Source organism: Pseudomonas sp. AKS31, assembly GCF_023634765.1.
Lineage (GTDB): Bacteria > Pseudomonadota > Gammaproteobacteria > Pseudomonadales > Pseudomonadaceae > Aquipseudomonas.
The window spans coordinates 862-12,914 of record NZ_JAMLFX010000028.1 but is presented as its reverse complement, the minus strand read 5'-3'; the positions used below and the strand labels follow the sequence as shown (position 1 = coordinate 12,914).

Sequence of the window (12,053 nt, the reverse complement as noted above, 5' to 3'; positions counted from 1 at the left end):
AGTCATGAATAACTCCTCAATAGATGTATTTTCCACCTATCGAGGTGTCCGGGGAAATTAGACCACTGCAATAATCAACTCGGTATTTCAGGTCGATGTATTGCGCAAGACAACTCGGTCGGCCCCCTCTCCCTCAGGGAGAGGGCTGGGGTGAGGGTAGCTCTTGACCCACCCCCAAACCATCAAGTAATCGGCGCCGGGTTGAACAACGTAATGTCGTTATGCAGCTTGTGCTTCTCCGCCCATGTCTGCTGCTTGCCGCTCGCCACATCCAGATAGTAGTGGAACAACTCCCAGCCCAATTCCTCGATGGTCGCGCGTCCAGTGGCAATCCGCCCGGCGTCGATATCGATCAGATCCGGCCAGCGCTGCGCCAATTCCGTGCGCGTCGAGACCTTCACCACCGGGGCCATCGCCAGACCATACGGCGTGCCACGCCCGGTGGTGAACACATGCAGGTTCATCCCCGCCGCCAACTGCAACGTACCGCAGACAAAATCGCTCGCCGGCGTCGCGCAGAAAATCAAACCCTTGTGCTTGAAACGCTCGCCCGGGCCAAGCACGCCATTGATCGCGCTGCAGCCGGATTTGACGATCGACCCCAGCGACTTCTCGACAATGTTCGACAGCCCGCCCTTCTTGTTACCCGGCGTGGTGTTGGCGCTGCGATCCGCCTCACCCTTGGCCAGATAACGGTCGTACCAATCCATCTCGCGCACCAGTTCCTCGGCGACGGTTTTACTTTCGGCGCGTGAAGTCAGCAGGTAAATCGCATCGCGCACTTCGGTGACTTCGGAAAACATCACCGTCGCCCCCGCCCGCAGCAGCAGGTCCGAGGCGTAGCCCAGTGCCGGGTTGGCAGTGATCCCGGAAAACGCATCGCTGCCGCCGCACTGCATGCCGAGGATCAGCTCGGACGCTGGCACGGTTTCGCGGCGGCGCTGGTCGAGCTTCTTCAGGCGGACTTCGGCCAGTTCCATGATCTGCTCGATCATCTCGGTGAAACCGTGACTGGAGTCCTGCAGGCGATACAACCATGGATCGCTGAGATCCACCGACGCATCGTCCTTGTGCATCACCTGCCCGGCCTGCAGTTTCTCGCAGCCCAGACTGATCACCAGCGCCTCGCCACCGAGGTTCGGGTTGCGCGCCAGATTGCGCACGGTACGAATCGGGATGTAGGCATCGGTGGCGGTAATCGCCACGCCGCAGCCATAACTGTGGGTTAGCGCGATGACGTCATCGACGTGCGGGTACTTCGGCAGCAGTTCTTCCTTGATGCGCTTGACCGCGTGATCGAGTACACCGGTAACGCACTGCACCGTGGTGGTGATCCCGAGAATGTTGCGCGTGCCGACGGTACCGTCGGCGTTGCGATAACCCTCGAAGGTGAAACCTTCCAGCGGTGTCTGCGCGTCCGGTACGTCGGTGGACAGCGGCAAGCTGTCCAGCGGCGGTGCGGTCGGCATGCGCAGTTGATCTTCCTTGACCCAACTGCCGCGGCGAATCGGCTGTAATGCGTAGCCGATCACCTGACCGTAGCGAATCACCGGGCCGCCCTCGGGTATGTCTTCGAGGGTGACCTTGTGGCTCTGCGGCACAAATTCCAGCGTCACCAGGCCATCGGCAAACTCAGTACCGGCCGGGGCGCCCTGGTCGTTGACCACTACCACCACATTGTCCCGCTCGTGCAGGCGGATGTAGCGCGGCGAGTCGGAATGTTCAATCAACTGCATGACGCCGCTCCTCAGGAATGCGCTTGAGACAATTTACCGGCGGCTTCAGCACCGCCATTGGTTGGCGGCTCTTTAAGAACCACGCGTTTGATCGGGCCAACGATGACCAGATAGCTGAACACCGCGACCAGTGCATTGGCACCGACGAACACCAGTGCCCATTTGAACGAACCGGTGGAGCTGATGATGTAGCCAATCACGATCGGCGTGGTGATCGAAGCGATGTTGCCGAAAGTGTTGAACAGGCCACCGCTCAGACCGGCGATCTGTTTTGGCGAAGTGTCGGAGACCACCGCCCAACCGAGTGCACCAACGCCTTTGCCGAAGAAGGCCAGGGCCATGAAGCCGACGACCATCCATTCCACATCAACATAGTTGCAGGCAACGATGCTGCTCGACACCAGCAGACCGGCAATGATCGGCGCTTTGCGGGCGAAGGTCAGCGAGTGGCCCTTGCGCAGCAGATAATCGGAAATCACCCCGCCGAGCACCCCACCGATAAAGCCGCAGATGGCCGGCAACGAGGCGATGAAACCGGCCTTGAGAATGGTCATGCCACGCTCTTGCACCAGGTACACCGGGAACCAGGTCAGGAAGAAATAGGTGATGCCGTTGATGCAGTACTGGCCCAGATACACGCCAAGCATCATGCGGTTGGTCAGCAACTGACGGATGTAGTCCCACTTCGGACCGTCGGACTTTTTGCCCTTCTGATCCATGTCGACCATGCCGCCGTTTTCAGCGATGTGGTTGAACTCAGCCTCGTTGATGCGCGGGTGTTCACGCGGGCTGTAGATCACTTTCAGCCAGACCAGCGAGAAGATGATGCCAAGGATGCCCATGACGATAAACACGTGCTCCCAACCGAAGGAATACACGATCCAGCCCATCAGCGGTGCGAACAACACGGTGGCAAAGTATTGCGCCGAGTTGAAGATCGCCGAGGCAGTGCCGCGTTCAGCGGTTGGAAACCACGCCGCAACAATGCGCGCGTTACCGGGGAACGAAGGCGCTTCAGCCAGCCCGACGAGGAAGCGCAGCATGAACAGCGCCACGATGGCGGTGGACATGCCGAACTCACCGACAAAGCCTTGCAGCACGGTGAACAGCGACCAGGTGAAGATGCTCAGGGCATAGACTTTTTTCGAGCCGAAGCGATCGAGCAGCCAGCCACCGGGGATTTGCCCGGCCACGTAGGCCCAACCGAATGCAGAGAAGATATAGCCGAGGGTAACCGCGTCGATGCCCAGATCTTTTTGCAGGCTGGAGCCGGCGATGGCGATCGTGGCGCGGTCGGCGTAGTTGATCGTGGTCACCAGAAACAGCATGAGCAGGATCAAATAGCGGACGTGAGTCGGCTTGGACGATTGCATGTAGAGGTACTCCCACTGATTATTTTTATGCGCGGGTGAATCTTCTTTGGTCTTGCATCTATTCCCTGTAGGAGCTGCCGAAGGCTGCGATCTTTTAAGATCAAAAGATCGCAGCCTTCGGCAGCTCCTACAGGGGTATTGCGTGTATCAGGAGCCTACGTAGGCGGTTTTCACCACGGTATAGAACTCTTGCGCATAGCGGCCTTGCTCGCGGGAGCCATAGGATGAACCTTTACGCCCACCGAACGGAACGTGGTAATCCACACCAGCGGTCGGCAGGTTGACCATGACCATCCCGGCCTGGGAGTGACGCTTGAAGTGGTTGGCGTACTTCAACGAGGTGGTTGCAATACCCGCCGACAGACCGAATTCGGTGTCATTGGCCATCGCCAGCGCCGCGTCGTAATCGGCCACGCGAACGATGTTGGCCACCGGGCCGAAAATCTCTTCGCGACTGATGCGCATCGACGCTTCACTGTCGGCAAACAGGGTGGGCGCGAGGAAGTAGCCTTCGGTGTCGCAGGTCACCAAACCACCGCCGCTGACCAGACGCGCACCTTCGGACTGGCCGATGTCGATGTACTTCATGTCCTGTTCCAGCTGCGCCTGGGAAACAACCGGACCAATATCAGTGCCGGATTTCAACGCGTGGCCGACCTTGATCGACTTCATGCGCTCGGCCATGGCCTCAACGAACTTGTCGTGAATCCCGGCAGTGACAATCAAGCGGCTCGACGCGGTGCAACGCTGGCCGGTGGAGTAGAACGCGCTCTGCACGGACAGCTCGACTGCTTGCTTGAGGTCGGCGTCGTCGAGAATGATCTGCGGGTTCTTGCCGCCCATTTCCAGTTGAACCTTGGCCTGGCGCGACACACAGTTGACCGCGATCTGACGACCCACACCCACCGAACCGGTGAAGCTGATACCGTCGACTTTCGGGCTCTGCACCAACGCATCGCCAACCACGCGACCGCTGCCCATCACCAGGTTGAACACGCCGGCCGGGAAGCCTGCGCGGGAGATGATTTCCGCCAGTGCCCAGGCGCAACCCGGCACCAGATCGGCCGGTTTCAATACCACGCAGTTGCCGTAGGCCAAGGCTGGCGCGATTTTCCACGCCGGAATTGCAATCGGGAAGTTCCACGGGGTGATCAGACCGACCACGCCGAGTGCTTCGCGGGTGACTTCAACATTGACGCCCGGACGCACCGACGGCACGTAATCGCCGGACAGACGCAGGCACTCACCGGCGAAGAATTTGAAGATGTTGCCGGCGCGGGTCACTTCGCCGATGGCTTCAGGCAGGGTTTTGCCCTCTTCCCGGGCCAGCAACGTGCCGAGTTCTTCGCGACGGGCGAGGATTTCGCTGCCGACTTTATCCAGCGAATCGTGGCGGGCCTGAATGCCCGAAGTCGACCACGCTGGGAAGGCCGCGCGGGCGGCGTCGATGGCGGCGTGAACCTGAGTCAGATCAGCCTTGGCGTAATCACCGATGGTGTCGCTCAGTTCCGACGGGTTGATGTTGGCCGAGTAGTCGGCACCGGCAACCCATTCACCGTTAATGTAGTTGTCGTAGCGTTTTGCAGTTGTCACAGGGGCAGCCCTCACTTCTCAAAGCCTTCACGCAAAAAGCCGCTGATTGCTCAGCGGCCTCGCTTTTCTCGGGTATTACTGCGCACCTTGCTTGTCGATCAGCGCGGCGAGCATTTCGTACTCTTCGCCGGTCAGGTCGGTCAGCGGCGCCCGCACCGGGCCTGCGTCATAGCCGGCGATTTTCGCGCCTGCCTTGACGATGCTCACGGCATAACCGGCCTTGCGGTTGCGGATGTCGAGGTACGGCAGGAAGAAGTCGTCGATGATCTTGCCGACGGTGGCGTGATCTTCACGGGCGATCGCGTGGTAGAAGTCCATCGCGGTTTTCGGGATGAAATTGAACACCGCCGAGGAGTAGACCGGCACGCCCAAAGCCTTGTAGGCAGCGGCGTAGACTTCGGCGGTCGGCAGACCACCCAGATAGCTGAAGCGATCACCGAGGCGGCGACGGATCGACACCATCAACTCGATATCACCCAGACCATCCTTGTAGCCGATCAGGTTCGGGCAGCGCTCGGCCAGACGTTCCAGCAGCGGCGCGTTGAGGCGGCAAACGTTGCGGTTGTAGACGACCACGCCGATGTTGACCGATTTACACACCGCTTCAACGTGAGCGGCAACACCGTCCTGGCTGGCTTCGGTCAGGTAGTGCGGCAGCAGCAACAGGCCTTTGGCGCCTAGACGCTCGGCTTCCTGCGCGTATTCGATGGCCTGACGGGTCGAACCACCGACACCGGCCAGAATCGGCACGCTGGTGGCGCAGGTGTCGACGGCAGTCTTGATGATTTCCGAATATTCGCTGGCGGCCAGGGAGAAGAACTCACCGGTGCCGCCGGCGGCGAACAAGGCTGAAGCGCCATACGGGGCCAGCCATTCCAGGCGTTTGATGTAGCCCGCGCGGTTGAAATCGCCCTGCGCGTTGAAATCGGTCACCGGGAAGGACAGCAGGCCGGCAGAGAGGATGGACTTCAGTTCTTGTGGATTCATTATTCGAACACCCTGGTAGCAACGTTTTTTGTGAGTGGATCGTTCAGCACTCGCTGAAGTTGTAGGTCATCGTACAACTTAAAAGATAACCGTCAACTGCATTTCATCGTTGTGGGTGTTTTTTTGTCGGACAAAAGTGTTTAAGGCTTGGCAGGACTCATCGCAAAAGCACGTGTTTAAAGGGTTCCAGCGCGGAAATGTCTGGTCAAGATTCGTTTACTGAGCGCTGGAGAAACGCCGGGTAAGGTGCGACGACTGCCACGAAGGATCGTGGCGGACCTTCGAAGGAAACCGAAATGTTTGTGAATTATGCTGCACCGACCCTCGCGCAAATCGCTTCTTCTGCCTCTGACACCCTCACCCTTCAGCTATCCGCGCTACCCGATGTATTGATCATGCAGGTCCCGGATTCCAGCGATTTTCCGGCGAACTGGAGCGTTTACCCGATTCTCGGTGACAACCCGGAAGAGCCGGAATGGGCAGGCGAAGAAGTGGACACTGGCACCTGGGACGATGCCGAAGACGAGATGGAGAAACTAATGGGGATCGAATTGCAGATCCCCAAAGAGGCACTGCGTCCGTACCTGAACACGGATGTCGAATTGCGCTACAAGTTTGTCGATGAGTCGAGTATGGAGCCGTTCTCGCAGGCGTTGACGTTGCGGATCGAGGCCTGACGGCTTAACCCCGCTGCGCCTGCGCCTCTTCATGGGCCTGGCGCAGTCTTTCACGGCTGTTGGTCAGGTGCAGGCGCATCGCGGCACGCGCCGCATCGGAATCCTGACGGGCAATCGCGTCGTAGATTTCTTCGTGCTCACGGCTCAGGCGGCTCATGTAGTGCTGTTGATCATCGTGAGCCAAGCGCGCCGAATTCAACCGCGTACGCGGAATGATGCTGGTGCCCAGGTGGGTCATGATGTCGGTGAAGTAGCGGTTGCCGGTGGACAGCGCGATTTCCAGGTGGAAGGCAAAGTCGGACGCGACAGCATCACTGGCGTGGGCTGCACTTTCGTTGAGCGCATCGAGGGCGGCGCGCATGGTCGCCAATTGCTCAGGGCTGCGACGTTGCGCGGCAAGGCCGGCAGATTCGACTTCGAGGCTGATGCGCAGTTCGAGAATGGCCAGCACATCGCGCAGAGTGACAACGGTGGCCGGGTCGATGCGAAAACCGCTCGGGCTTGGCGTGTCGAGCACAAAGGTGCCGATGCCATGGCGAGTCTCCACTTGCCCTGCAGCCTGCAAACGGGAAATCGCCTCGCGCACCACCGTGCGGCTGACGCCATGGGCTTCCATGATCGCCGACTCGGTAGGCAGTTTGTCACCGCGCTTGAGCAGGCCATCGCGGATCTGCTCGCTCAGCACCGTCACCAGTTCCTGGGCCAGGCTGCGGCGCTTGCGCGGGAGACGCGGGGTGTCGATCAGGTTTTCCATGGTGTGCATCTAGTCTCGAAAATCGGCTTGGGGGCATGATAGCTCAAGCGGGTTGTACGATCACTTTCCTTTTCCATACAAATCCTGTGGGAGCTGACTTGCCAGCGATGAGGCCATACCAGTCGATGAAGATGTCGACTGAACCAACGCCATCGCTGGCAAGCCAGCTCCCACATGGGATGTGTATTGATCAGGCAGTTACGGTCTGTTCAACCAAATGCCCGCTGTCGATCCGCACATGCCGTGGATGGAAGCGTTTCAAACTGCTGCGATGGCCGACGCTGACAATGCTCAGCCCCGGTATCTGATCAATCAACGCCTGATACAGCGTCGCTTCGTCTTCCTCATCCATCGCCGAAGTGGCTTCGTCCATGTACAGCCATTGCGGCGCGTAAAGCAGTGCGCGAGCGAAGGCCAATCGTTGCTGCTCGCCCGGCGACAGCATGCGTTGCCAGTGATTGGCCTCGTCCAGCCGCGCAACCAGATGCGGCAAGCGACAGGTTTCCAACACTTGTGCATAACGTTCCGGCGCGTAGGTGTCGCCCGGTTGTGGATAACTCAAGGCTTCACGCAGGGTGCCGATCGGCAGATACGGTTTCTGCGGCAGGAACAGGTAACGCGCCGCCGGCAAACGGATATTGCCGTGCCCCGCCGGCCACAAATGCCCCATCGCCCGCAGTAACGTCGACTTGCCGCTGCCAGAGCGACCGCTGAGCATCACGCGTTCACCCGGCTCCACAGTCATGTCGGCGCTTGTCAGCAGATGACGACCATCGGCCAGATCCAGCCCGAGGTTGTGCACCTGCAATTCGCTGCCCTGATTCTGCACATCGATGGCCGGCGTACGCTCTTCGTTGTCGGTCATGGCCTGACGGAAACTCAGCAGACGATCAGTGGTGGCCTTCCAGTTCGCCAAGGACGCATAGGCGTCGATGAACCAGCTGAAGTTCTCCTGCACGTTGCCGAATGCCGAGTTGATTTGCATCAGTTCGCCCAGCTCGATCTTGCCCGAGAGGTAACGCGGCGCGGCGACGATAAACGGGAAAATGATCGCGATCTGGCCGTACCCCGAGGTGAAGAACGTCAGACGCTTGGACACGCGCATGATGTCCCAGAAGTTGTGCCAGACCAGCCCGAAACGGCTGCTCAAACGACGATTTTCGTTCGGTTCACCGTTGTACAGAGCAATGCTCTCGGCGTTCTCACGCACCCGCACCATGGAGAAACGCAGGTCAGCTTCGAAGCGTTGTTGTTGGTTGTTCAAGCCGATCAAGCGTCGACCGATCAGGTGCGTCAGCCAGCTACCGACAGCGGCATAAATCAGCGCACACCAGAACATGTAGCCGGGGATCTCGATGCCAAACACCTCGATACTGCCGGAAACGCCCCACAAAATGATCGAGAACGACACCAGACTGACCACGGTACGAATCAGCCCGAGGCCCAGGCTCAGCGTGTTGGCGGTAAAGGTATTGAGGTCTTCGGAAATCCGCTGGTCGGGGTTATCGGTGTAACCGCCCTGCTCCAGCTGATAGTAGTTCTTGTGACCGAGCCAGCGCTTGAAGTGGTTTTCGGTCAGCCATGCCCGCCAACGGATGGTCAGCATCTGCGTCAGATAGAGGCGATACACCGCCCCAAGGATTGCCACCGTAGCAATGCCGCAGAAGTACAGAATCAACTGCCAGAACGCCGCTTCGTCCTTCTTTTGCAGGGCGTTGTAAAAATCCTTGTACCAACTGTTGATCCACACCGAGATCGCCACGCTGAACAGTGACAGCGCGATCACGGCAATCAGCAATATCCAGGCCTTGCCCTTCTCTTCGCTGCGCCAGTACGGCGTGATCATCGCCCACGCCTTGCGAAAAAACTGCCCGCGCACAGCATCGTTGACCGCGGAATATTCAGCGTTCTGATTCATGGATAAGGCTCGATATAGAAAAGAACAGACACGCACCGATCATAGATGATCGGTGCGTTTTATCGCGAGGGCTGGCGATAGTCGTTCAGCACAGGTTCAGCGACGAACCGGGCGTTTCTGCAGTTTGCGCTGCAGGGTGCGGCGGTGCATGCCCAAGGCGCGGGCAGTGGCGGAGATGTTGCCTTCGTGCTCGGTGAGCACGCGCTGGATGTGTTCCCACTGCAAGCGGTCGACCGACATCGGGTTTTCCGGCACCAGACTGTCGAGGTCGGCATGCTCGGAGAGCAACGCGGCCAGCACATCGTCGGCGTCGGCCGGTTTGCACAGGTAATTGCAGGCGCCGCGCTTGATCGCTTCGACCGCGGTGGCGATGCTCGAATAACCGGTGAGGATCACCACGCGCATTTCCGGGTCCAGCTCCAGCAGTTTGGGCAGCAGCACCAGACCGGAATCGCCGTCCATTTTCAGGTCCAGCGCGGCGTAGTCAGGCAGATCGGCCTGGGCGATGGTCAGGCCTTCCTCGGCGGAACCGGCGGTGCTGACGCGAAAGCCACGGCGAGCCATCGCGCGGGCCATTACTCTGGTAAACGTTGCGTCGTCGTCGACCAGCAGCAAATGCGGCAGTTCTTCGCCTTCGACTTGGATTTCGTCACTCATGTTGGTCTCCTCGGGCGCCGTGGGGCAGGCGCAGCTCGGTGAGCGTGCCGCCTTCCTCATGACTATAGAGTTTCACTGAGCCGCCGGCGCGTGTCACGCTGGCCTTGCTCAAAAACAGGCCCAGGCCGAAACCTTTGCCCTTGGTGGTAAAAAACGGTTTGCCGATCTGTTCGGCGATGGCCAGCGGCACACCGGCGCCGTGGTCACGAATGCTGATGGTCACGGTTTCCGCGTCCCAGTCCAGGGTCACCTTGAGGTTTTCCGGGCAGGCGTCGGCGGCGTTGTTGAGCAGATTCAACAGCGCCTGAGTCAGATCCGGCGGCGGCGCCATGCGCGGAACGGTGCCTTGGCCGAGCCGGTGGAAGCGGTAACTGGCTTCCGGACGCATCAAGTGCCAGCGGTTCAGCGCTTCGTCGAGCCAGTCGGTGACGTCCTGCATCTCGACAGCCAGACGCCGGTTGGCCTCGGCGGCGCGCACCAGTTGTTGCAAGGTCTCTTTGCACAACTTGACCTGATCCTGCAGCACCTTCAGATCGTCCTGCAACATCGGGTCGTGGTGATCCTGCTGCATCTCTTTGAGCAGCACACTCATGGTCGCCAGCGGCGTGCCCAGTTCATGGGCGGCACCAGCGGCTTGCGTGGCGACGGCGAGCAATTGCTGATCACGCAGGCCTTCTTCACGGCGAATCGCGCGCAACTCTTCCTGACGGCGCAACTCTTCAGCCATGCGCGCCGCGAAGAAGGTGATCACCGCAGCGGCCAGCGCGAAGCTCAGCCACATGCCGTAGATCTGCAGGTTTTCGCGGGCGACCGGCAAGGTTTCCAGCGGATAGAACCGCGTCAACATCACGGTGTACAACGCCAGCGCGATGCCGGACAAGATCACCGAATAACGCCACGGCAGCGTCACCGCGGCGATGGTCAGCGGCACCAGATAATAGGAAACAAAGGGATTGGTCGAACCACCGGAGAAGTACAGCAGCGCACTGTGGATCACCAGATCACAGGCCAGTTGCAGCGCGTATTCGAGTTCGGTCACTGGCCACGAGGTACGCAAACGCACCGCGGTAAACACGCATAGCAACGTCGAGCAGCCAAGGGTCATCGCCAGTTGCACCCACGGCAACGGCAGCAGTTGCAGCCAGTAGGCCAGGCCTACAGAACCGGCCTGCGCGGCGAGCACCAGGGTGCGGATGAAAGTCAGTCGCCAGAGGTTCTGGCGAGTGGCGGAAGTCAATTGTACGGGGGCGAGCATGAGCTCTCCTGATGAGCGCTCCAGGCGGATCGCACGGAGTATAACCAAGCCGCGGGCTTGAGAGGCGAAAGTGCGGCAAACAACCACATGGCAAAAACATTATCGGCGGCTATAAGGACGTCTTCGCGAGCAGGCTCGCTCCCACCTTTGAAATGCATTCCCCTGCTCGCGAATGGCTTCGCAGCCGCTACGGTCATCTGTATAGAAGTTGTAACTGGGCGAACCGGATCATAAAAGCTAGAGTCTGATGGTTTCACGCAGGCCCCCGAACCATCACCTGCGCCCTCATCAAGGAGCTTTCATGCACACATTCCGCCGCAGCGCCGCCCTTCTCGCCCTGACCGTCGGCAGCATCGCCAGCCTTCCGGCGCTGGCCGCCGATGAGCTGCACTACAACCAGATTTCCCTGCGCGCCGAAGTCAGCACGGAAGTCGCTCGCGACCTGATGATCGTCACCCTTTACACCGAAGAACAAAACACCGACCCGGCGAAACTCGCCGCCGACGTCAGCACCACCATGAACAAGGCCTTGGCCCAGGCCAAGCAAGTCAAAGACATCACCCTGCGCCAAGGCAGCCGCAACAGCTACCCGATCTACGACACCAAAGGCCAGAAGATCACCGGCTGGCGTGAACGCGCCGAACTGCGCCTGGAAAGCGCCGACTTCGCCGCCCTGTCCAAACTCACCGGCGAACTGCTGGGCGACCTGAAAATGGGCGGCATGGACTTCGCCATCGCCGACCCGACCCGCAAATCCAGTGAAGACGCCCTGCTCAAAGAAGCCGTAACCGCCTTCAAGGCCCGCGCGCAACTGGCCACTGATGCACTGGGCGGCAAGGGTTACAAAATCGTCAACCTGAACCTCAACAGTAACGGTTATCCACAGCCGTACCTGCGCGCACCGATGATGATGAAAGCGGCGGCGATGGATTCGGCACCGGTTACGCCGGAAGTTGAAGCGGGCACCAGCCAAGTCAGCATGACGGCTGATGGCTCGATTGAAGTGTTGATGCAGTGATTTGATCTAGGCTGAATAAAAAACCGCCGATCGGTGAATGATCGGCGGTTTTTTTGTGCCTAGGATTTATAGCGAACAATCCGCC

Annotated in this window: 10 protein-coding genes; 2 read left to right on the top strand and 8 right to left on the bottom strand. The window is 59.6% G+C overall.

Translation table 11 applies throughout. The features are described 5' to 3' along the window. Positions 1–182: 182 nt before the first annotated feature. The 4 genes from garD to kdgD all read right to left on the bottom strand — a co-directional run bounded on the left by garD (position 183) and on the right by kdgD (position 5,689). Entirely contained in the window at positions 183–1,736 is a 1,554-nt protein-coding gene (gene garD, locus M9827_RS27495) for a galactarate dehydratase (protein WP_250608350.1), read from the bottom strand. Positions 1,737–1,747: 11 nt separating this feature from the next. Continuing rightward, positions 1,748–3,223, bottom strand: a complete 1,476-nt coding sequence (locus M9827_RS27490; protein ID WP_502943474.1) for an MFS transporter — start codon at positions 3,221–3,223, stop codon at positions 1,748–1,750. A gap of 33 nt (positions 3,224–3,256) precedes the next feature. Next, positions 3,257–4,702, bottom strand: a complete 1,446-nt coding sequence (locus M9827_RS27485; protein ID WP_123451647.1) for an aldehyde dehydrogenase family protein — start codon at positions 4,700–4,702, stop codon at positions 3,257–3,259. A gap of 75 nt (positions 4,703–4,777) precedes the next feature. Beyond that, positions 4,778–5,689: a 5-dehydro-4-deoxyglucarate dehydratase gene (kdgD, locus tag M9827_RS27480; RefSeq protein ID WP_007915340.1), complete on the bottom strand. Its 912-nt coding sequence runs from the start codon at positions 5,687–5,689 to the stop codon at positions 4,778–4,780. A gap of 296 nt (positions 5,690–5,985) precedes the next feature. Between kdgD and M9827_RS27475 the strand changes: the two genes are divergently transcribed. Beyond that, the gene (locus tag M9827_RS27475; RefSeq protein WP_250608346.1) at positions 5,986–6,366 is read left to right on the top strand and encodes a hypothetical protein; all 381 of its coding nucleotides are present in this window, start codon (positions 5,986–5,988) and stop codon (positions 6,364–6,366) included. A gap of 4 nt (positions 6,367–6,370) precedes the next feature. On the opposite strand, the gene M9827_RS27470 is transcribed toward M9827_RS27475, so the two are convergent. The 4 genes from M9827_RS27470 to M9827_RS27455 form a co-directional block, all read right to left on the bottom strand. Next, on the bottom strand, positions 6,371–7,120 hold the full coding sequence (locus M9827_RS27470) for a FadR/GntR family transcriptional regulator (protein WP_250608352.1): 750 nt from the start codon (positions 7,118–7,120) through the stop codon (positions 6,371–6,373). Between the two features lie 190 nt (positions 7,121–7,310). Beyond that, entirely contained in the window at positions 7,311–9,038 is a 1,728-nt protein-coding gene (locus M9827_RS27465; RefSeq protein ID WP_250608344.1) for an ABC transporter ATP-binding protein/permease, read from the bottom strand. 96 nt (positions 9,039–9,134) lie between these two features. Beyond that, positions 9,135–9,695: a response regulator transcription factor gene (locus tag M9827_RS27460; RefSeq protein ID WP_003221630.1), complete on the bottom strand. Its 561-nt coding sequence runs from the start codon at positions 9,693–9,695 to the stop codon at positions 9,135–9,137. Further along, entirely contained in the window at positions 9,688–10,950 is a 1,263-nt protein-coding gene (locus M9827_RS27455; protein WP_134174566.1) for an ATP-binding protein, read from the bottom strand. The genes M9827_RS27460 and M9827_RS27455 overlap by 8 nt, the downstream gene beginning before the upstream one ends. Before the next feature lie 301 nt (positions 10,951–11,251). Here M9827_RS27455 and M9827_RS27450 point away from each other — a divergent pair, with 301 nt between their 5' ends. Then, positions 11,252–11,968 carry an SIMPL domain-containing protein gene (locus M9827_RS27450; RefSeq protein WP_137219250.1) on the top strand — a complete coding sequence of 239 codons (717 nt, stop codon included), beginning with the start codon at positions 11,252–11,254 and terminating at the stop codon, positions 11,966–11,968. Positions 11,969–12,053 lie beyond the last annotated feature (85 nt).